Origin of the sequence: Micromonospora globbae, from assembly GCF_036184225.1 — a bacterium.
GTDB classification, from domain to species: domain Bacteria; phylum Actinomycetota; class Actinomycetes; order Mycobacteriales; family Micromonosporaceae; genus Micromonospora; species Micromonospora globbae.
In genome coordinates, this window is record NZ_CP108084.1 from 1144601 (window position 1) to 1164601 (window position 20001).

At 75.4% G+C, this 20001-nt stretch carries 19 protein-coding genes; 10 read left to right on the top strand and 9 right to left on the bottom strand.

What is annotated here, in order from left to right:
* Positions 1-306 precede the first annotated feature (306 nt).
* From OG994_RS05095 to OG994_RS05105, 3 genes are all read right to left on the bottom strand, one after another.
* Complete coding sequence (locus OG994_RS05095; RefSeq protein WP_120326432.1) at positions 307-687, bottom strand: YccF domain-containing protein; 381 nt, start codon at positions 685-687, stop codon at positions 307-309.
* Positions 688-819: 132 nt separating this feature from the next.
* A complete protein-coding gene (locus tag OG994_RS05100) occupies positions 820-1482 on the bottom strand; it encodes a response regulator transcription factor (RefSeq protein ID WP_328853664.1) in 663 nt (220 codons plus the stop codon).
* Positions 1470-2642, bottom strand: a complete 1173-nt coding sequence (locus OG994_RS05105) for a sensor histidine kinase (RefSeq protein WP_328852364.1) — start codon at positions 2640-2642, stop codon at positions 1470-1472. Before OG994_RS05105 ends, OG994_RS05100 begins: the two co-directional genes overlap by 13 nt.
* A gap of 130 nt (positions 2643-2772) precedes the next feature.
* Between OG994_RS05105 and OG994_RS05110 the strand changes: the two genes are divergently transcribed.
* The 5 genes from OG994_RS05110 (at position 2773) to OG994_RS05130 (ending at position 9907) form a co-directional block, all read left to right on the top strand.
* Positions 2773-3159, top strand: a complete 387-nt coding sequence (locus OG994_RS05110; protein ID WP_328852365.1) for a DUF6069 family protein — start codon at positions 2773-2775, stop codon at positions 3157-3159.
* A gap of 192 nt (positions 3160-3351) precedes the next feature.
* Positions 3352-3804 (top strand): phage holin family protein, encoded by a 453-nt coding sequence (locus OG994_RS05115; protein WP_328852366.1) that lies wholly within the window; start codon positions 3352-3354, stop codon positions 3802-3804.
* 171 nt (positions 3805-3975) lie between these two features.
* Positions 3976-5742, top strand: a complete 1767-nt coding sequence (locus tag OG994_RS05120; RefSeq protein WP_328852367.1) for a thiamine pyrophosphate-dependent enzyme — start codon at positions 3976-3978, stop codon at positions 5740-5742.
* A complete protein-coding gene (locus OG994_RS05125; protein ID WP_407942564.1) occupies positions 5739-8828 on the top strand; it encodes an FAD-binding and (Fe-S)-binding domain-containing protein in 3090 nt (1029 codons plus the stop codon). Before OG994_RS05120 ends, OG994_RS05125 begins: the two co-directional genes overlap by 4 nt.
* Complete coding sequence (locus tag OG994_RS05130; protein WP_328852368.1) at positions 8825-9907, top strand: enolase C-terminal domain-like protein; 1083 nt, start codon at positions 8825-8827, stop codon at positions 9905-9907. Before OG994_RS05125 ends, OG994_RS05130 begins: the two co-directional genes overlap by 4 nt.
* A gap of 27 nt (positions 9908-9934) precedes the next feature.
* Here OG994_RS05130 and OG994_RS05135 read toward each other — a convergent pair whose 3' ends face one another.
* The 5 genes from OG994_RS05135 to OG994_RS05155 form a co-directional block, all read right to left on the bottom strand.
* Positions 9935-11719 (bottom strand): glycoside hydrolase family 15 protein, encoded by a 1785-nt coding sequence (locus OG994_RS05135; RefSeq protein WP_328852369.1) that lies wholly within the window; start codon positions 11717-11719, stop codon positions 9935-9937.
* A 201-nt stretch (positions 11720-11920) separates the two neighbouring features.
* Positions 11921-12223 (bottom strand): STAS domain-containing protein, encoded by a 303-nt coding sequence (locus OG994_RS05140; RefSeq protein ID WP_158610054.1) that lies wholly within the window; start codon positions 12221-12223, stop codon positions 11921-11923.
* A gap of 5 nt (positions 12224-12228) precedes the next feature.
* Positions 12229-12525 carry a BON domain-containing protein gene (locus OG994_RS05145; protein WP_328852370.1) on the bottom strand — a complete coding sequence of 99 codons (297 nt, stop codon included), beginning with the start codon at positions 12523-12525 and terminating at the stop codon, positions 12229-12231.
* A 34-nt stretch (positions 12526-12559) separates the two neighbouring features.
* A complete protein-coding gene (locus OG994_RS05150; RefSeq protein WP_328852371.1) occupies positions 12560-13153 on the bottom strand; it encodes an STAS domain-containing protein in 594 nt (197 codons plus the stop codon).
* Between the two features lie 74 nt (positions 13154-13227).
* Positions 13228-13533, bottom strand: a complete 306-nt coding sequence (locus tag OG994_RS05155) for a hypothetical protein (protein WP_120326691.1) — start codon at positions 13531-13533, stop codon at positions 13228-13230.
* Between the two features lie 246 nt (positions 13534-13779).
* Here OG994_RS05155 and OG994_RS05160 point away from each other — a divergent pair, with 246 nt between their 5' ends.
* From OG994_RS05160 to OG994_RS05180, 5 genes are all read left to right on the top strand, one after another.
* Positions 13780-14448: a response regulator transcription factor gene (locus OG994_RS05160; RefSeq protein WP_120326426.1), complete on the top strand. Its 669-nt coding sequence runs from the start codon at positions 13780-13782 to the stop codon at positions 14446-14448.
* Entirely contained in the window at positions 14445-15800 is a 1356-nt protein-coding gene (locus tag OG994_RS05165; RefSeq protein ID WP_328852372.1) for a sensor histidine kinase, read from the top strand. Before OG994_RS05160 ends, OG994_RS05165 begins: the two co-directional genes overlap by 4 nt.
* Positions 15797-16360: a GerMN domain-containing protein gene (locus tag OG994_RS05170; protein WP_328852373.1), complete on the top strand. Its 564-nt coding sequence runs from the start codon at positions 15797-15799 to the stop codon at positions 16358-16360. The genes OG994_RS05165 and OG994_RS05170 overlap by 4 nt, the downstream gene beginning before the upstream one ends.
* A 122-nt stretch (positions 16361-16482) precedes the next feature.
* Positions 16483-17754, top strand: coding sequence for an MFS transporter (locus OG994_RS05175; protein WP_120326423.1), 1272 nt, complete (start codon positions 16483-16485; stop codon positions 17752-17754).
* Between the two features lie 79 nt (positions 17755-17833).
* Positions 17834-18925: an SRPBCC family protein gene (locus tag OG994_RS05180; protein ID WP_328852374.1), complete on the top strand. Its 1092-nt coding sequence runs from the start codon at positions 17834-17836 to the stop codon at positions 18923-18925.
* A 72-nt stretch (positions 18926-18997) separates the two neighbouring features.
* On the opposite strand, the gene OG994_RS05185 is transcribed toward OG994_RS05180, so the two are convergent.
* Entirely contained in the window at positions 18998-19951 is a 954-nt protein-coding gene (locus tag OG994_RS05185; protein WP_328852375.1) for a GlxA family transcriptional regulator, read from the bottom strand.
* Positions 19952-20001: the final 50 nt, after the last annotated feature.

Genomic DNA, 20001 nt, shown 5'->3' on the forward strand with positions numbered 1-20001 from the left:
TAACAACCCGGTAATAGTGACCCCTTCCCGAGCCGCCGACCATGGCGCCGGGTGCGATCCGTGCCACATTCGTGACAGGTGGTAACGGGGCGGTGGTTGCGTGTGGTATGCGGTGACGCCCATCGTCCCGTTCCGCACGAGGGGTCGCGCGCCGACCACGCCGGCGCGCCCGGCCGGGCGGGGCGACGCCGAGGGAGCGTACGGCGTCAGGCTGCGTCGATGCGGGTGGGGTGGCCCACTCGCGGGCCTCCGGGCCAGTGGGTGTGGCCTCGGCCACGCCGGCGCGGCGGCCGAGGCGCCCGAGGGTCAGGGCGTTGCGACGACCTCCCGGCCCAGCGGCCAGAACGCGGCCGGGACCAGCTTGAAGTTGGCGACGCCGAACGGGATCCCGATGATCGTGAGGCAGAGCGCCACGCCGGCGACGAGGTGGGACAGGGCCAGCCACCAGCCGGCCAGCACCACCCACAGGACGTTGGCCAGCCCGGAGGCGAGGCCGGCGCCCGGCTTCGGCACCAGGGTGTGCCCGAAGGGCCAGAGCGAGTAGAGCGCCAGTCGCAGGGCGGCGACGCCGAAGGGGATCGTGACGACGAGGACGAAGCAGACCAGCGCGGCGATGCCGTAGCCGATCGCGAGGACGATGCCGCCGCCGAAGATCAACCACAGCACGTTCAGCACGAAACGGATCATGCTTCCAGCATGACCGCCGCGCGCCACGCCGCCCCGCCGCCGGATGCGCGGTGCCGGACCGGGCCGGTGCGGCGGACGGCGGCCGGTGGATCCGCGCCCCGGCACCGGGGCGGGCGGCTCACCCCGGCACGGTCAGACGAGCCGGCCGTCGTGGGCCAGCAGCGCGATCTGCGTACGGTTCGTGAGGTCCAGCTTGGTGAGGATGTGCGAGACGTGCGCCTTCACGGTGGTCACGCTCATCAGCAGATCGCGGGCGATCTCGGCGTTGGAGCGTCCCTGCCCGATGGCCACGACCACGTCGCGTTCACGCTCGGTCAGCAGGCCCAACCGGGCCCGCGCCTCCTCGTAGGCCTCGGCTCCGGACGCGACGTGCCGCATGAGCCGGCGGGTGACGCTGGGCGACAGGATCGGCATCCCGGCGGCGACGGCGTGGACGGCCTGGCTGATCCGCTCCGGCGGCGTGTCCTTCAGCAGGAAACCGCTGGCGCCGGCGCGCAGGGCCCGGACCACGTGGTCGTCGGTGTCGAACGTGGTCAGCACGATGATCTCCGGTGGCCGGGGGCGCCGGCGCAGCCGCTCGGTGGCGGTGATGCCGCTGACCCGCGGCATCCGGATGTCCATGAGCACCACGTCCGGGGTGTGCCGGTCCACGGCGGTGACCGCCTCGTCGCCGTCGGCCGCCTCACCGACGACGGCGATGCCGTCCGCGCCGTCGAGCATCATCGTCAGCATCCCCCGGACCAGCGGGTCGTCGTCGACGACGACGACCCGGATCGGGCCCGTCACCTCGACCACGGCAGCCACGCGTCGAGGTGGAAGCGGCCGGTGTCGTCGACGTGGTGGGTCAGCCGGCCGCCCGCGAGCGCCGCCCGCTCGGCCAGACCGATGAGCCCGCTGCCCGGGCCGGCCGGGGATGGGCCCCCGGCCGCGGGCCCGCCCCCGGTCCCGTTGCGGACGGCGATGCGCAGTCCCGACCCCGGCGCGCCGGCGAGGGCGAGGGTGACCGCGTGGCCGTCGGCGTGCTTGCGGGCGTTGGTCAGCGCCTCCTGCACGATCCGGTACGCGGTGCGACCCGTCCGCGCCGGTGGCTCGACCGACGGCCCGCGCACGTCGTCGATCTCGACGCGCTGACCGGCCGCCCGCGCCTCCTCCACCAGCCGGGGCAGGTCGGCGAGGGTTTGGCCGAGCGGTTCGTCCACCGGCGCGTCCGGATCGTCGCCGCGCAGGAGCGTCACCACCTCGCGCAGTTCCGTGAGGGCCTGGTGAGCGCTGGTCCGGATGACGCCGGCCGCGGCGCTCAGCCGCTCCGGCGGCGCGTCCGGCCGGTACTCCATCGCACCGGCCGCGGCGGCCAGCAGTGACAGCCGGTGGGCCAGCACGTCGTGCATCTCCCGGGCGATGCGGGTCCGTTCGGCGGCGCGCGCCTCGGCGACCCGCCGCTCCTGCTCCCGCTCGGCGCGCCGGGCACGGTCGCGCAGCGCCTCCAGCAGGGCGTGCCGCGCCTGCGCCCAGGTGCCCCAGCCGAGCAGCGCCCCGAAGGCGACCGTCATCAACAGGAACCACCACCCGTACGACAGGCCGGGCATGGGTCGCCACGCGCCCTGCACGGCCTCCCCGGCGGCTCCCAGCAGGGCCACCGCGAGGGCCTGCCGGAACGGGCGGCGGCGGGCCGTGAAGAGCACCGCGAAGCTCGCCACCGGGGTGACCACCGGTGACACGGCCACCAGCAGTCCGCCGAGCACCCCGCCCGCCAACGGCCGGGCGATGACCAGCGGTACGAGCGCGACGGCGACCACCGCCAGCGTGACGTCGGCCCAGACGAGCGCCGGCGTGCCCGAGCCGACGCTGGCGTACAGGCCGGTCCCGACGAGGAGGCCGAGCGCCACGGTGGAGAGGACCACCCAGACCCGGCGCCGCATCCAGGGTGGGCAGAGGGCCCGGGTGACGGCGTGCATGGGCGCAGGCTAGCGGGGCGCCGTCGCGCCCCACCACCTTCTTTGGTAGGAGGCGTGCGGCCTGGTGGGCGTACCCGTGGCGGCGTCGGGTGCGATGTGCCGCGCCGGCCCGCGGACACAGACTGCCGCCATGACGAGGATTCTGGTGCGTCGGTCCGCGGTGACGGCCGGCGCGGTCGTGCTGGCGGTGGCGGAGTACGCGACCGTGCGGTGGGGGGCCGGCATCGACCTGGCGGCGCGCACGGGGGCGTCGACGCGGGCGGTGTCGGTGACGGCGGTGGCGGTGGCGGCGGCCCTGGCCGCGCTGGCCGGGTGGGGACTGCTGGCGTTGCTGGAGCGGGTCACCACCCGGGCCCGGGCGCTGTGGACCACGATCGCGGTGGTGGTCCTGCTGATCTCCCTGGTGGGAGCGCTGGGCGGTGTCGGCGCGGGCGCGGTGGCGACCTTCGTGCTGCTGCACCTGACCGTCGGTGTCGTGCTCATCGTCGGGCTGCCCGGCCGCGAGGTGACCCGGTGACGACGGTTCGGGCGGCCGTCACGTGCCGGCGGTGAGCCGTGCCGTCTGTTCCCGCAGGACGCGGACGGTGCTGTCGAGGTAGTCGACGATCGCCGCCATCTCGCGCTCGTCGTACCGGGCCATGAAGGCGGCCGAATGCCGACGGCCGTGCCGGGTACGCAGGCGGCCCGGAACGAGCCAACGGGAGGTCTGATGAGCGACGCCGTCGCAGGTGGGTCGGGCGCGGACGGGCGGGTCGTCGCGCCCGACCGCCTCGTGGAGATCGTGGCCGAGAGCGTGGCCGACGTCGTGCGGGCGGAGGTGCGGGCGGTGCGGGGCCAACTGGTCGGGGCGCTCCGCCCGGCCGGGGTCGGGTTCGTGCTGCTCGGCACGGCGGGAGCGTGCGCCGTGCTCGGCGTCGGCGCGGCGTCCACGACCGTGCTCCGGATGCTGGAGTCCTTCCTGCCCAAGAAGCTGGCGGCGGCGGGGATGACGGCCGGCTACCTGGCGGCCGCCGCCGTCCTGGGCCGCCTCGGCCTCAACCAGCTGCACGCGGCGGGAGGGGGGTCCGCCCGCCTCGCCGACCGGGTCGACGGGGCCGTGGCCGAGACCGCCTCCCGGGTGCTGCCGGCCGGCGCGACCGCCGGCCGACGGTCGCCGCGCTGAGTCCCGGCTCGGCCGCCGCACCTCCTGCACCGACTGGGCGCAATTCACCCCGTTTCTGCCGATCCGCGCGCCGCGCCGCCGAAGATGGCGGTAGCCGCGGCACCCCGACGCGCGAGGGCGCCGCGGGCGTACGACGGCGGACGGTGGGTGTCCCACGACCAGGAGGACGACGTGCAGGAGATCGTTGGCGAGAGCCTGGCCCGGCGGCTGGTCGAGTGGGGGGTGGACACCGTCTTCGGCCTGCCCGGCGACGGCATCAACGGCCTCATGGAGGGCTTCCGCCGGCACCGGGACAAGCTGCGGTTCGTGCTGGTGCACCACGAGGAGGCGGCGGCCTTCATGGCCACCGGCTACGCGAAGGCCACCGGCCGGCTCGGCGTGTGCGCGGCCACCTCCGGCCCGGGCGCCATCCACCTGCTCAACGGGCTCTACGACGCGAAGCTCGACCACGTGCCGGTGCTGGCCATCACCGGCATGCAGGAGACGTCGGTGCTCGGCTCCCACTACCAGCAGGAGGTGCACACCACGCACCTCTACCAGGACGTGGCCGCGTACAACCTGATGGTCACCAACCCGCAGCAGATGCCGGCCGTGGTGGACCTGGCCATCCGCAACGCGCTCGGGAAGCGGACCGTGGCGCACCTGACCTTCCCCAACGACCTCCAGGTGGCGCCGATCGGCGAGGACCCCTACCGGCACGTCAGCCCCGGCACGCCGCCCAAGAGCGCGGCGAACATGGCCTACCCGCGGCTGTCGCCCGATCCGGAGGAGATCGCGCGGGCCGCCGAGGTGCTGCGGCAGGGCAGCAGGATCGCCATGCTCGTCGGGGTGGGCGCCCGCGGCGCGCGCGAGGAGGTGCTCGCCGTGGCGGAGGCGCTGGCCAGCCCCATCGTGAAGACCCTGCCCGGCAAGCAGGTGGTGCCCGACGACCACCCGCTCACCACCGGGGGCCTCGGCCTGCTCGGGACGCGCCCGAGCGAGGAGCTGATGGAAGAGTGCGACACGCTGCTGATGGTCGGCACCTCCTATCCGTACGGGAAGTACCTGCCGTCGCCCGGGCAGGCGCGGGTGGTGCAGATCGACGTCGACCCGAGCCTCATCGGCATGCGCCTGCCGGTGACGGCCGGTGTCTGCTCCGATGCCCGCCTCGCGCTGCGGCACCTGCTGTCCCTCGTCGACCGCCGGACCGACCGGTCCTTCCTGGAGAAGTACCAGCGGAAGATGGGGGAGTGGCGCGCCGACATGGCGAGCCTGCGCGACCCGCGGCGGCACCCGATCGCACCGCAGTACCTGATGGGCTGCATCGACGAGGCGGCGGCCGACGACGCCATCCTGACCTGCGACTCCGGCACCATCGCCACCTGGTCGGCCCGGCACTGGACGATCCGCGGCGACCGCGAGTACTACCTCTCGGGCAACCTGGCCACCATGGCGCCGGGCCTGCCGTACGCCATCGCCATCCAGCACGCGTACCCCAACCGGCAGGTCATCGCGTTCGTGGGCGACGGCGGCTTCGCCATGCTGATGGCGGAGTTCCTCACGGCCGTACGCAACGAGCTGCCGATCAAGGTGGTCGTCAACAACAACAACGCGTACGGCCAGATCCTGTGGGAGCAGATCATCCTCGGCTACCCGGAGTACGCCGTGCGGCACCTGCGGCCGGAGGCCGACTTCGGCGCCTGGGCACGGGCGTGCGGCGCCTACGGGGTGAAGGTCACCGACCCGAAGGACCTGCCCGGCGCCATCGCGGAGGCGCTGGCGCACCCCGGTCCCGCGCTCGTCGACTGCGACGTCAACGCGGACGAGCCGCCGATGCCCGGCAAGGTCCGCTACGAGCAGGCGAAGCACTTCACCGAGGCGTTCCTGCGCGGTCAGCCCCGCAAGGTGGCCACGCTCGCCAGCGTCGCCCGAGACAAGATCAACGAGTTGCGGTCATGACCGGCCTGCTGCCCCCGCCGGTCCTGCGGACGCCCGAGCCGGTGCGGGACGTCGACCTCAGGGCGTTGGCCGCCGACCTGCGCGGCGAGGTCGACGGGGAGGTGCGCTTCGACGCCGGCTCGCGGGCCGCGTACTCCACCGACGCGTCCAACTACCGGCAGGTGCCCCTCGGCGTGGTCGTACCCCGGACCGTCGAGGCCGCCGTGGCCGCCGTCGCCGTGTGCCGCCGCCACGGCGCACCGCTGCTCTCGCGCGGCGGCGGCACCAGCCTCGGCGGCGAGTGCACCAACACCGCCGTCGTGATCGACTGGTCCAAGTACTGCCACCGTCTCCTGGAGGTCGACGTCGGTGCGCGCACCTGCCTGGTGGAGCCCGGCGTCGTGCTCGACACACTCAACGAGCGGCTCGCGCCGACCGGCCTGGAGTACGGCCCCCGCCCGGCGACCCACAACCACTGCACGATCGGCGGGATGATCGGCAACAACTCGTGCGGCTCCACGGCGCAGCGCACCGGGAAGGTCGTCGACAACATCGTCGAGATGGAGGTGCTGCTCTACGACGGCACCCGGATGTGGGTGGGGGAGACGAGCGACGAGGCGTACGCCGAGATCCAGCGCCGCGGCGGGCGGCAGGCGGAGATCTACCGGCAACTGCGGGCGCTGCGCGACGAGTACGCGGCGGAGATCCGGCAGCGTTACCCGAGGATTCCCCGCCGCGTGTCCGGCTACAACCTCGACAGCCTGCTGCCCGAGAAGACGTTCAACGTGGCGCAGGCGCTCGTCGGCTCGGAGAGCACGCTGGTCACCGTCCTGCGCGCCCGCCTGCGGCTGGTGCCCGTGGTACCGGCACAGTCCCTGGTCTTCCTCAGCTACCCGGACATCGCGGCGGCGGGGGACGACGTGCCGCGCGTCCTGGAGCACCAACCGATCGCGCTGGAGGGCATCGACGACAAGCTGATCGACTTCGAGCGGCGCAAGAGCCTGCACCCGGCGGCGCTGCGCGAACTGCCCGAGGGCGGCGCCTGGCTGATGATCCAGTTAGGCGGCGACGACCAGGCGCAGGCCCGGGCGGCGGCCGACCGGCTCATCGCGGCCGTCGCGCGCGAGGGCGGCCCCCGGGTGCACGAGTTCGCGGACGAGGCCGACGAGAAGCGGATGTGGGAGGTCCGCGAGTCGGGCCTCGGCGCCACCGCCCACGTCCCCGGCGGCCAGGACACCTGGCCGGGCTGGGAGGACAGCGCCGTGGCCCCCGACCGTCTCGGGGACTACCTGCGCGACCTCGACCGGCTGTACCGGGAGTACGGGCTCGACCAGGCGTCCCTCTACGGGCACTTCGGCCAGGGCTGCGTGCACAGCCGGATCCCCTTCGAGCTGCGCACCGCCGACGGGATCCGCCGGTTCCGGTCCTTCCTCGAACGCGCCGCCGACCTGGTCGTCTCGTACGGCGGCTCCTTCTCCGGGGAGCACGGTGACGGGCAGGCCCGCGGGGAGCTGCTGCCGAAGATGTACGGTGAGCGCCTCGTGCGGGCGTTCGGCCAGTTCAAGGCCATCTTCGACCCGGACGACCGGATGAACCCGGGCAAGGTGGTGCCGCCGTACCCGCTCGACAGCCACCTGCGGCTCGGCGTCGACTACGACCACGGCGGGGTGCGCACCGTCTTCGCGTACCCGGACGACGGCGGCAGCTTCGGCGAGGCCGTCCTGCGCTGCGTCGGGGTGGGCAAGTGCCGCCGGCCGCACGGCGGCGTCATGTGCCCGTCCTACATGGTCACCCGGGAGGAGGAGCACTCGACCCGCGGCCGGGCCCGGCTGCTGTTCGAGATGCTCGACGGGACCGCCCGGGGCGGCACCATCGCCGACGGCTGGCGGTCGACCGCCGTCCGCGACGCCCTCGACCTCTGCCTCGCCTGCAAGGGCTGCAAGGCGGACTGCCCCGTCAACGTCGACATGGCCACCTACAAGGCCGAGTTCCTGTCCCACCACTACGCGGGCCGGCTCCGCCCGCTGCCGCACTACTCGATGGGGTGGCTGCCGGTGGTCGCGGCCGCCGCGCGGCTCGCCCCCGGCGTGGTCAACGCGCTCGCCCAGGCGCCCGGCGTCGGCCGCCTCGCGAAGCTGGCCGGCGGGATCGACCGGCGGCGCGAGCTTCCCGCCTTCGCCGCGGAGACGTTCCAGCGGTGGTTCGCCCGACGGGCCCCCGGCGGTGACGGCTCCCGCGGCGACGTGCTGCTGTGGCCGGACACCTTCACCAACCACTTCCACCCGGGCGTCGCCCGCGCGGCGGTCGAGGTGCTGGAGGCCGCCGGCTGGCGGGTGCGCGTACCCGAGGGGCCCGTCTGCTGCGGCCTGACCTGGATCTCGACGGGCCAGCTCGGCGTCGCGAAGCGGGCGCTGCGGCGGACCCTCGACGTGCTGCGACCCCACCTGCGGGCCGGCACCCGGGTCGTCGGCCTGGAACCGAGCTGCACGGCCGTGTTCCGCAGCGACGCCCACGAGCTGTTCCCCCACGACGACGACGTCAGCCGGCTGCGCCTGCAGACCGTCACGCTCGCCGAGCTGCTGCGCGACCACTCGCCGGGCTGGCGGCCGCCGAACCTGCCCGCGCACGCGCTCATCCAGACGCACTGCCACCACCACGCGGTGCTCGGCGTCGACGCCGACCGGGCCGTGCTGACCGACGCCGGCGTGCGGGCGGATTTCCTGGACTCGGGCTGCTGCGGGTTGGCCGGCAACTTCGGCTTCGAGCGCGGGCACTACGAGGTGTCCGAGGCCTGCGCGGAACGCGTGCTGCTGCCCGCCCTGCGCGACGCCGCCGACACCGACGTCATCCTCGCCGATGGCTTCAGCTGCCGGACGCAGATCGCGCAGGGCGACTCCGGCGGGCGGGGCGCCATCCACCTCGCCGAGCTGCTGCGCGCCGCCCTGCACACCGACCGGGTGCCGCCCCGGCCCGAACGGGAGTGGGCGCAACGCCCCGCGCCACCGTCGCGAGCGGCGCGCCTTCTCGCCGCCGGCGCGGTCGGCCTCGCGGCGCTCGGCCCGGTGGCCGGGCTCGCGGCGCGGGCACGCCGGCGCGGGGACGGATGACGCGGCTGGGCGCGCGGGCGTACCGGGTGCCGACCGACGCGCCGGAGGGCGACGGGACGCTCGCCTGGGAGGGCACGACGCTCGTGCTCGCCACGGCCGAGGCCGACGGGCACACGGGCCTCGGCTGGACGTACGGGCCGCGCGCGGTGGCGGGAATCGTGACGGACCTGCTCGCGCCGGTCGTCGCCGACCTCGACCCGGACGACGTGCCGCTGATCTGGTCGGCCATGCGGAGTCGACTGCGCAACGCCGGCCGGCCCGGTGTGGCCGGCCTCGCGCTCTCCGCGGCCGACTGCGCGGTCTGGGACCTGAAGGCCCGCCGGCACGGGCTCCCGCTGGCGCGGCTGCTCGGCGTCGCCCGGCACGCGGTCCCCGTCTACGGCAGCGGCGGGTTCACCACCTACGACGCCGAGCGGCAGCACCGGCAGCTGTCCGGCTGGGTTCACGAGCAGGGCATCCCGCGCGTGAAGATCAAGATCGGCGAGTCGTGGGGCGGCGACGTGCGGCGGGACGTCACCCGGATGGCGGCGGCCCGGCGCAGCATCGGCGACGACGCCGAGCTGTACGTCGACGCCAACGGCGCGTACCAGCGCAAGCAGGCGATCCGGGTCGCGCAGGCCGCCGCCGACCTCGACCTGCGCTGGTTCGAGGAGCCGGTCAGCTCCGACGACCTGGCCGGCCTCGGGCAGGTCCGGGACCGGGTCCGGCCCGACGTGGCGACGGGCGAGTACGGCTACGACCTCGTCTACTTCCAGCGGATGGCCCCGTACGTCGACTGCCTCCAGATCGACGTGACCCGCTGCGGCGGGATCAGCGAGTTCCTGCGGGCGGCCGCCGTGGCCGCCGCCGCGGGGCTGGAGGTCTCCGCGCACTGCGCCCCGCACCAGCACCTCGCGGTCGCCGCCGCCACGCCGAACCTGCGGCACCTCGAGTGGTTCCACGACCACGTCCGCATCGAGTCCCTGCTCTTCGACGGCACGGTGCCGGCGACCGGCGGCACGGCGCCGGTGCCGCTCGACCGTCCCGGCAACGGCCTGCGGCTGCGCACCGAGCGCGCCGACGAGTACCGGGTCGCCTGAGCGCGGGCGGGGGACACGCCCGGCGGCTCAGGGCCGGCAGGGCACGGCCTGGCCGAGGGTGATGGCCGCCTCCAGCATCATGGCGTGCACGAACGCCTGCGGCGCGTTGCCGCGAAGCTGCCGCTGGCGTACGTCGTACTCCTCGCTGTACAGCCCGGGCGGCCCGCAGGCGGCCCGGTTGCGCTCGAACCAGCGCGTGGCCCCGACCGCGTCACCGCACCGCCACGCGGCGAGCGCGGCCGCGAACCCGCACAGCACGAAGGCTCCCTCCGCGTCCCCCAGCGGACGGGCGTCCGGCCGGAACCGGTACAGGTAGCCGTCCTCGGCCAGCTCGGTGAGGACCGTCCGCCGGGTCGCCTCGGTGCGCGGGTCGTCCGCCGGCAACGCGCCCCGGATGCCGGGCAGCAGCAGCGCGGCGTCGACGCGCTCGTCGTCGTACGCCCGCTGCCAGCGCCCGCTCGGGTGCCGCCCGTGCCGGGCCGCGTCGGCGAGGATCGCGTCGCCCAGCGCCGCCCACCGGCCGGCCAGCGCGGGCGGGGCCACCCGGGCGGCGGCCCGCAGCCCCGCCACACAGGCCAGCTTGGAATGCGTCCACTGGCGGGCCGGCAGCTCCCAGATGCCCGAGTCCGGCTCCCGCCACCGCTTCTCGATGGTCCGGGCGGTCTCCGTGAGCGCCCGCCACGAGTCGTCGGCGAGCCGGTCGTGGCGGGCCGCCGCCGCGAACACCTGCAGGACCTCGCCGAAGGCGTCCAGCTGGAACTGGCCGCCGACCCAGTTGCCCACCCGCACCGGCGCGCCCGGGTAGCCGGGCAGCGACGCCAGCTCGGTCTGCGGCGGCACCCGCCCGCCGGTCACCGTGTAGGCCGGTGCGAGCCGGTCGCCGTCGGCCAGCACCCGCTCGGTCAGGAAGGCGACGGCGTCGTCCAGCAGGTCGTACCGGCCGGTCAGGGCGGCGGCCTGGCCGGCGAACGACTGGTCGCGGACCCACGCGTACCGGTAGTCGTAGTTCCGCCCGGCGAGGGCGCGTTCCGGCAGCGCGGTGCTCGCCGCCGCCACCATCCCGCCGCGGGGCACCGTGAGGCCGCGCAGCACGGTGTACGCGAGCGTGGCGTCCCGCTGGGCGCCGCCGGCGAGCCGGGGCACCGACTCGTGCCAGCGGTGCTCGGTGATCCGCCACGATTCGAGCGGATCCGGGGCGGGTCCGTCCAGCGGCGCCGCGGACACCTCCAACACCAGGTCGTGGCGGCCGCCGGCCGGAACCCGCAGCTCGCCGTCGAGCTGGCCGGCGTCGCCGGACGGCAGGGCCGCCCCGCCGGTGTGGCGCAGGTGCAGGCCGCCGGTGCGGGCCGTCCACCGGTCGCCGTCCCGGTGGACGTCGCGCAGCGGCTCCCGGCCGAAGTCGGCGCGGGGGTCCAGGCGCACCCGGACGGCCGTCTCACCGTCCAGCGCGCGGATCTGGCGCAGCAGCACCAGCCGCCGTGCGTCGCCAGGGAACAGCAGGGCCTCCCGGCACTCGACGATGCCGTCGGTGGTCACCCAGCGGCTCACCCAGATGAGCGAGCCCGGTTCGTAGTGCCCGCCCCAGACGAACCTGCGGTTCGCGGGCGACACCAGGTAGCTGCCGCGCCCGCCGAGCAGGCTGCTGAAGACCGGCGGGTCCGCCCAGCCGGGGGCGCAGAGCCAGGACACGTCCCCTTCCGGGCCGATCAGCGCTCCCCGGTGCCCGTCGGCGAGCAGGCCGTACTCCCGCAGCACGTGGGGGCGGGGGCCGTCGCCGGCACCCGCTGGGAACCGTCGTTCGTCGAACGGCACGTCTCCCACCCCCGGTGGCCCGGTTACCCCGCCGGCCGCGCGATCCACCACACCGGCCGCGCGATCCCCGGCCGGGCCGCGGTCCCGACGGGCAGGTGGACGCGGCCGGCAGGTGGACCGGGCCGGGCCGGGACCGCGCCCCGGCGGTGGCCGGGGAGCCCTCGCGCGGCTGACCCGGCGCGCTCTCGACCGCCTCGCGGCTCAGGCCAGCAGGCCCGCACCGCCGCAGAGGCGCAGCTGCTGGCGCAGCGCGGCCGGCGCGCGGACGACGGTGACGCGGGTGGCCCCGGGCGCCGCCGCCCAGATGGTCGAGGCGATCCGCCCGGCGACGCCGGGATCGAGTTCGAACACCCCGGAGCAGTCGATCTCCAGCTCGGGCGGGCGGTGCGCCCGTAGCGCGTCAGCGAGCGCGGCCCGGAAGGAGTCGACGTCGGCGGTGCCCACCGACCCCCGCAGGACCAGGACCACCGTGCCCGTCGAACGGGTCACCGAGGTGATGGACAAGGCGCTCACCCGCGGTGGCGCCGGCGGCCGGGCGGGCGCAGGGTGTTGCAGACGTCGTGGACGCCCGGGACGTCCCACGCGAGGTCGCCGGCCACCTGCCGGACCTCCGGACGGGTCACCGTCCCGGTGAGGATCACCACGCGGTTCTGCACGGCGACCTCGATGTGCTGGTGGCGGGTGGTCCAGTCGATGGCCAACCGCTGGGCCACGAGCGCGGCCAGCCGCGCGTCGTCGCTCGTCGGTTCCGGTTCCGGCCCCTGCAGGTAGCGGTACAGGGAGTCGTCGGGCCAGGGCGGCAGCATGGATCCTCCGGTGGGCATGGGGGCGGCGGGGCGCTCAGGGACGTCGGGGGCGGGCTGGGGCGGAGTCGGCCAGGCCGCGCGGGGCGGCCGCGCGGCTCTCCACGACGGGGAAGATCCCGTCGAGACGCATCGTGTGCAGGACGGTCAGGACGAAACGGGACGGCGCGACCAGGCAGAGCCGCGCGCCGCGCTGGCGGGCCTCCTGGTGGGCGCGGACGAGCAGGCCGAGCCCCACGGAGTCGATGACCTCCACCTCGCTGAGGTCGACGAGGACGCGGTCGCCGTCGTCGACCGCCTCCCGCAGGGCCCGCCGCACCCCCTCCGGCGGGTCGGGTTCCGCCAGCGCGGGCGGCTCCTCGCCGACCTCCTCGAGATAGTCGATCCCGAGCGCCCGCTCCCGGTCGCCGGCGCGGCCGCCGGGGCCCCTCCCGTCGTCCTCGGAGAGACGCAGGCTGCACCGCGGGCAGTGGTGCGGCCCGGAGGCGAACGGCGAACCGAGCCACCCGTTGGAGAAGACCAACGTCCAGACGACCTCGGCGTCGGGCAGGACCGGCGCCGCGCCGGTGATCGAGTCGCCACAGCCGTCGCAGATCAGGGTCATCAGGTGATCCGCAGGTACGACTGTCATCGCGGGTCCTTTCGTCCTCGCCGGCCGGTCCCGGGGGTGCGGGGACGGCCGTGTCCTGCGGTGGGGGTGGGGCGTCAGCGGCGGCGGCCGGCGCCGGAGGCGTTCGGGACGGTGGAGGCGCCGCGGCGGTGACCGGCGGTCAGTAGTGCCAGCAGCACGGCGCCCGCGGCGCAGCCGGTCTGGACGGCCAGCCGCAGCGTGGGAAGCGCGTCGATGTCGGCGCCGGCCAGCCGCGCCACGATCGAGCCGAGCAGCGCGGCGGCCACGCCGAACGCGAGGGTCAGCCACAGGGGCGCGCGGCGCCCGGGCACCGCCCACCGGCCGGCCACGCCGATGGCGAGCCCGACGACGAGTGCGCTGACCAGTGCGGTGCCGCTCACGTGTCCTCCTTCGCCGCACCCGCCGAGCGTGGCGGCCACCGCCGTCCCGCCGGCCGCCGGGTGGTTCGCGGCCCGCCCGGCACGACCGCCGCCGGCGCGGCCGCCGCCGCCCACCGGCCGGGCACGACTACCACCGTCGGTGACGACCGTGGAGGTGGTCGCGCGATCCCATGACAGTTGTGTGACAAATTCCGTCGGCGGCGGCCGCGGTTGGGCGCGGCAACGGTGAGCGGGGATGATGCCCGTATGACGGCCGTGCTGGTGATCGAGGACGACGACCGTATCCGGCTGGCGCTGTTGCTCGCACTCGAGGAGGAGGGTTACCGGGCGTACGGCGTGGCGACCGCGGAGGAGGGGCTGCGGCGGCAGCGGTCCGACCCGGCGGAGTACGTGCTCATCGACCTGATGCTCCCCGGCATGGACGGGTTCGAGTGCATCCGGCAGCTGCGCCGCGACGACGACGTGCCGATCGTCGTGATCAGCGCCCGGGACGACACGCACGACATCGTGGCCGCGCTGGAGGCCGGCGCGGACGACTACGTGGTGAAGCCGGTGGCGATCAAGGAGCTGTCGGCGCGGTTGCGCGCCCTGCGCCGGCGGGGCCGCGCGGGCGCGGTGAGCAGCCAGGTCTTCGGTGACCTGGAGGTCAGCCCGGAGGCGGGCGAGGTGCGCCACGGGGGACAGGTCGTGCCGGTGACCCGCACCGAGTTCCGCCTGCTGTGCGAGCTGGCCGAGCACGCCGGCCGGGTGCTGTCGCGCCGGCAGCTGCTCCAGCGGGTCTGGGGGTACGAGACCGGCGACGAACGCCTCGTCGACGTGCACGTGGGACGGCTGCGACAGAAGATCGAGGAGGACCCGGCCAACCCGCGCCACCTCGTGACCCTCCGCGGCCTGGGCTACAAGCTGCAACGATGACCCGCCTCGGCCTCCGCGCCCGGGTCACGGCCGGGTTCGCGATCGGCGCGCTGCTGCTGGCCGCGTCGATGGCGCTCTTCTCGTACGACCTGACGCGGCGCTCGCTGCTGGAGGAACGCGAGCGGACGGCGGTGCGCGCGGCGTACTTCGACGCGGCCGTCGTGCGCAGCGGCCTCGACACCGACGACCCGAACGTGGTGGAGGTGCTGCGCTCCCTCGACACCGGCAGCAGCCGCCGGCCGCTGCTGCACCGCGACGGTCGCTGGTACGGGCGCACCGCCGAGACGGACGCCAGCCCGGTGCCCGACGCGCTGCAACGCCTCGTCCGTGGCGGGGAGGCCGGGGTGCAGCGGATCACCGTCGCCGGGCAGCCGACCCTGCTGGTCGGCGTCCCCCTGTCGGACACGACCAGCTACTACGAACTCACGTCGCTGCGCGAGGTCGCCCAGACGCTCCAGGTGCTGGCGCTGACGCTCACCGCCGTGGCCATCATGACGGCCGGCTCCGGCGCGGCGCTCGGCTGGTACGCCACCCGGCACAGCGTGCGTCCGCTCACCGCGGTGGCCGACGCCGCCGAGCGGATCGCGGCCGGTGACTACACCACGCGCCTGGACACCACCACCGACCCCGACCTGACCCGCCTGTCGACCTCGTTCAACCGGATGGTCGACGAACTGGTCGAGCGCATCGAGCGGGACCGCCGCTTCGCCGCCGACGTCAGCCACGAGCTGCGCTCGCCGTTGCAGACCCTGGCCGCCGCGGCGAGCGTCCTGACCCGCCGCAGCGAGCGCCACGACGACCGTACGGCCACGGCCGCGCGGCTCGTGGCCGAGGAGGTCTCCCGCTTCCAGCGGCTCGTCGACGACCTCATCGAGCTGGCCCGCACCGAACAGCCGGCCCAGCGGGAACTCGTCGACGTGGCGACGCTCGCCCGGGAGACCTGCCGGGCGCGGGGGCTCCCGGACGGCCTGGTGAGCGTCGTGGCCGGGTCCACCGCCGAGTGGCTGGTGGACCGCCGGCGCGTCGAGCAGATCCTGCTGAACCTCCTGGACAACGCGATCCGCTACGGCGGCGGGCCGGTGGCCGTGCGCCTGTCCACCCGCCCACCCGACACCGGCGTGCTGGAGGTGGACGACGCCGGCCCCGGAGTGTCCGCCGCCGACCGTGAGGTCATCTTCGACCGCTTCGTCCGGGGCCGGGCCGCCCGCTCCCGCGCCGGCACCGACGGGACCGGTCTGGGGCTCGCGCTCGTCGCCCAGCACGCCGCCGCCCACGGTGGACGCGCCGGTGTGGACGACCGCCCCGGGGGCGGCGCCCGCTTCCGGGTCGAACTGCCGGAGGCGCTGCCGTGAGCCGCCGGTCAGCCGGGCTGCTGCTCGCCGTCCTCGCCCTCGGCGGGTGCGGCGTGCCGGTCGACGACGCGCCCCGTCCGGTCGCGCAGCCCCCGGGCCCGTTCCCCACCCCGGCGACCGCGAGTCCCACCACCGCCTCCGGACGGGTGGAGGAGACGCTCTGCTTCGTCCGCGACGACAAGCTCGGCCGGACCGTGCGCCGCGTCGACGTCCTGCCGAGCGTCGAGGTCCAGCTCCAACACCTGCTGGCCGGGCCGACGGAGAAGGAACGGCAGGCGGGGCTCACGAGCGCGCTGCCCGGAACGGTCGTCGTGGCCGGTGCCCGGGTGAACGGCGCCCTGGCCGAGGTGGACGTCCGCGCGGCCGGTGAGGAGACCGGGCGCAGCGACGAGGTGTTCGCGTTCGGCCAGATCGTGTGCACGCTCACCGCCCGCGACGACGTGGACCGGGTCTCGTTCCGCCGGGACGGCCGGCCGCTGGACGTGCCCCGGGCCGACGGTTCGTTCTCCCGCGACCCGCTGACCGTCGCCGACTACGCGCCGCTCATGCCGGGGCGCTGACGCCCGCTCGTGCCGGGGCGCTGAGGCCCCGCTCATGCCGGGCGCCGACGCCCCGCCCCCGGTGCCGGGCGCCGACGCGGCCCCCGGCCACGAGTCGGTCCGTCCCCCGGTAGCCTGCCGTCATGAGCCCCGGTGCCGGCACCGCCCGGCGATCGTTGTGGCGGGACCGCACCTTCGGCACGTACTGGGTCGCGCAGTCGCTCTCGGCGGCGGGCGACTCGTTCGCCTACCTCGCGGTCCCCTTGCTGATCCTGCACGCCACCGGGTCGGTGGCGCAGATGGGCCTGCTCACCGCCGTGGCCGGGGCCGCGTCGGTGGGCGCGGGCGTCTTCGGCGGCGTCCTGGTCGACCGGTACGACCGGCGCACCCTGATGATCGCCGCGGACCTGGTCCGGCTCGTGCTCTACGGCCTCGTCCCGCTGGCCTGGCTCGCCGGCCCGCAGGTGTGGCTGCTCTTCGTCGTCCTGCCGATCAGCGAGGCGGCCGGGATGGTCTTCCAGATCGCCGCGGTGGCCGCCGTCCGCAACCTGGTGGACCGGGACCGGATCACCGAGGCGAACGGTCGCTTGCAGGCCACGTACGCCATGACGGCCGTGGCGGGGCCGCTGCTCGCCGGCGTGGTGTCCGCCCGGTTCGGGCCCTCGGCCGCCGTGGCGATCAACGCGGCCAGCTTCGCGGTGTCCGCCGCGGGGCTCCTCCTCATCCGGTTCCGCCGCGGCGGCGACGGCGACGCCGTGACGGTCCGGCGGGAGGGACCGGTGGCCGAGTTCTTCGCCGGGGCGCGGTTCCTCTGGCGCCAGCCCGTGCTGCGGGCGCTCACCGTCCTGCTGTCGCTGTTCATCTTCCTGACCTACGGCTTCACCGACGTGCTGGTCTACCACGTGAAGCACGACCTCGGCGGCTCCGACGGCACGGTCGGCGTCGTGCTCGGCCTGGCGGCGCTCGGCACCGTCGCCGGCGCGCTGCTGGTGGCGCCGCTGCGACGCCGGCGCGGCTTCGGCGTCTCGTGGATCGGGGCCCACCTGACCTGCGGCCTCGCCCTCGTGGGCGTCGGGCTCGCGGGGAACGTGCCCGCCGTCACCGTCCTCACGGCGGTGTACCTCTGCGGACTCAGCGTGGGCGGGATCTGCTCCATGTCGCTGCGGCAGGAGATCACGCCGGACCACCTGCTCGGGCGGGTCACCTCGGCCTTCTGGAGCACCCACTACTCGCTGGGGCCCGCCGGCGCCGCCGTGCTGACGTGGGCGGCCGGCCGGTTCGGTGCCGGCGCGGTGACCCTCGTGGCCGGGGCGGGCTGCGTGCTGATCGCGCTCGCCGGACTGTGCACACCGGTCCGTCGCGCCGGGACGCCGCAGCCCGTACCGGAGCCGCCGGCAGTCCCGGCGCGGGCCTGAGCCGCGGCGGGAGCCGGAGCGTCCACGGTGGCGCCACCCGTCCCCCGCCGGTGGCGTCCGGGACCGTAGAGTCCCCGCCGTGAACGACATCGCCGCGCAGGTCGACCTGTTTCACCCCGCCGACAGGGTGTGGCGCGCACTGACCGACCCGGAGCTGTTGAGCCGGTGGTTCACCGAGGTGTCGGCGGTGCCCGACGCGCCGGGCCGGCTGCGCTTCGCCACGTCGGAGCTGCCCGGCTTCGACGCCGCGGTCGAGGCCGAGGTGGTCGAGCGGCGGGAACCGGAACTCATGACGTTGCGCTGCCGGGAGGGCGGCCGGCGCAGCCTCCTGACCGGCGAGCTCACGCCCACCGCCGAGGGCTGCCGGCTGTCCATGCGGGAGGTGATCGAGGAGGGCGAGTGGAGCGCGGAGCAGCGCGACGCCCGTGAGCAGAGCTACCAGCAGGCGCTCACCAACCGGCTGCCGGCCATCCTCGACTGGTACGCCTTCCAGCAGGTCGACCTGCGACGCGGTGACGCCGGGATGACGGCCGAGCTTCCCGTGGTGGCGTGGGCCGGCGGCGAGCCGAGGCGGCGCCGCCGCGCCGTCGTCCTCGTGGGGGCGGGCGTCGGCGTGCTGCTGGCCGGTGGCGCGACCGCGTGGGCGCTGCGGCCGGAGCCCCCGCGGCAGCCCGTCGCGCAGGCCACCTCGACGCCGACCCCGACCGCCTCCGTCTCCGCGGCCGCGTCGCCCCGCCCGGCCTCGGCGGCGACGGCCACGCGGCAGGCCCGGCCCACGAGCGGGAGCCCCAGCCCCAGCCGGAGCGCCTCGCCCCGGCCCTCCCGTACGCCCGCCTCGTCGGCGCCGCCGCCCGCCGCGCCGACCCTGAGCGCCCGCTACGAGACCGTCTCCTCGCGGCTGCTCGGCTACAGCGCCGAGGTGGTGGTGACCAACCCGGGCACCGTCGCGAGCGACGGGTGGACGCTCGTCGTGACGTTCGCCGACGACAGCGAGGTCGCCAAGGTCAACGGCGCCGAGTGGCGGCAGGAGGGGCGGACGGTGACCTTCACGGGAGCGCCGCTGCCGGCCGGGGGAGCGCAGACGGTCAGGTTCGACGTACGGGACAGCGCCGCGTTCGCCAAGGGCCCCGAGAGCTGCACGATCGGCGACCGCCCCTGCGAAGGCCTCTAACCCCCGTCCCCGCCGCCGTCCCCGCTCAGTCCCCGTTGATCATGAGGTTGGCGGGTCGGTTCGCCCGGATCGTCACCCGCCAACCTCATGATCGACGCGGGTCGGGGTGCGGACGGCGCGTCGGTAGGCGCCCGGGGTCGTACCCACCTGGGCGCGGAACCGGCGGCGCAGGTTGACGGCGGAGCCGAGGCCGACGCGGGTCGCGATCGCCTCGACCGGCAGGTCCGTCTCCTCCAGCAGCGTGCGCGCGGCGGCCACCCGGCGGGAGAGCAACCACGTGCCCGGGCTCGTCCCGAGGCGCTCGGCGAAACGGCGGGCCAGGGTGCGGGGCGAGACACCGAGGTGGGCGGCCAGGTCGTCCACCGTCAACGGCGTACCGAGGCGCGCACAGGCCCACTCCAGCAGGTCGTCGAGGGCGTCCCCGCCGGGCGGGGACGCCACGTGGCGCGGCGCGTCGTGTGGTGGCATGGCCATGTGCCGCGCGAGGGCGGCGGCGTACGCGGCCCCGTGGTCCTTGCGGACCAGGTGCAGGCACAGGTCGATGCCGGCGCCCGCGCCGGCGCTGGTGGCCACGTCGCCGTGATCCACGTAGACCCGGTCCGGCTCCACGCGCACCCGCGGGAACTCCCGTCGCAACTGCGCGGCCCGTGCCGGATGTGTGGTGGCCGAACGGCCGTCCAGCAGACCGGTGCGGGCGAGGGCGAACACCCCGGAGCAGATCGTGACGAGCCGCGCGCCCCGCGCGTGCGCCTCCCGCAGCGCCCGGCGTACGCGGTCGGACAGCGGCGCCTCGACCGGCAGCCAGCCCGGGATGATGACGGTGTCCGCGGAGCGGAGCGCCGACAGGTCCCGCGAGACGGACATCTCGTATCCGGCCGTCGTCGGCACCGGCCCCGGTGTCTCGGTGCACACCTCGAACTCGTAGTGCTGGGGGATGCCGGCCCGTGGCGTGCCGAAGACCTCGACGGCGCAGCCGAGCTCGAACGTCGACTGCACCGGCCGCACCAGGGCCACGACGCGATGCATGGCAGGAAAGTACCCCATGCTGTCGTCGCAGGCTCTGTCGCGGCGTGTCC

Excerpts from the sequence above, each read along its gene's own strand:
- OG994_RS05165 (WP_328852372.1), top strand. The coding sequence starts at position 14,445 with ATGACCCGCCTCGGCCTCCGCGCCCGGGTCACGGCCGGGTTCGCGATC.
- OG994_RS05115 (WP_328852366.1), top strand. The coding sequence starts at position 3,352 with ATGAGCGACGCCGTCGCAGGTGGGTCGGGCGCGGACGGGCGGGTCGTC.
- OG994_RS05130 (WP_328852368.1), top strand. The coding sequence starts at position 8,825 with ATGACGCGGCTGGGCGCGCGGGCGTACCGGGTGCCGACCGACGCGCCG.
- OG994_RS05150 (WP_328852371.1), bottom strand. The coding sequence starts at position 13,153 with ATGACAGTCGTACCTGCGGATCACCTGATGACCCTGATCTGCGACGGC.
- OG994_RS05125 (WP_407942564.1), top strand. The coding sequence starts at position 5,739 with ATGACCGGCCTGCTGCCCCCGCCGGTCCTGCGGACGCCCGAGCCGGTG.
- OG994_RS05160 (WP_120326426.1), top strand. The coding sequence starts at position 13,780 with ATGACGGCCGTGCTGGTGATCGAGGACGACGACCGTATCCGGCTGGCG.
- OG994_RS05185 (WP_328852375.1), bottom strand. The coding sequence starts at position 19,951 with ATGCATCGCGTCGTGGCCCTGGTGCGGCCGGTGCAGTCGACGTTCGAG.
- OG994_RS05110 (WP_328852365.1), top strand. The coding sequence starts at position 2,773 with ATGACGAGGATTCTGGTGCGTCGGTCCGCGGTGACGGCCGGCGCGGTC.
- OG994_RS05175 (WP_120326423.1), top strand. The coding sequence starts at position 16,483 with ATGAGCCCCGGTGCCGGCACCGCCCGGCGATCGTTGTGGCGGGACCGC.
- OG994_RS05145 (WP_328852370.1), bottom strand. The coding sequence starts at position 12,525 with ATGCTGCCGCCCTGGCCCGACGACTCCCTGTACCGCTACCTGCAGGGG.
- OG994_RS05095 (WP_120326432.1), bottom strand. The coding sequence starts at position 687 with ATGATCCGTTTCGTGCTGAACGTGCTGTGGTTGATCTTCGGCGGCGGC.
- OG994_RS05105 (WP_328852364.1), bottom strand. The coding sequence starts at position 2,642 with ATGCACGCCGTCACCCGGGCCCTCTGCCCACCCTGGATGCGGCGCCGG.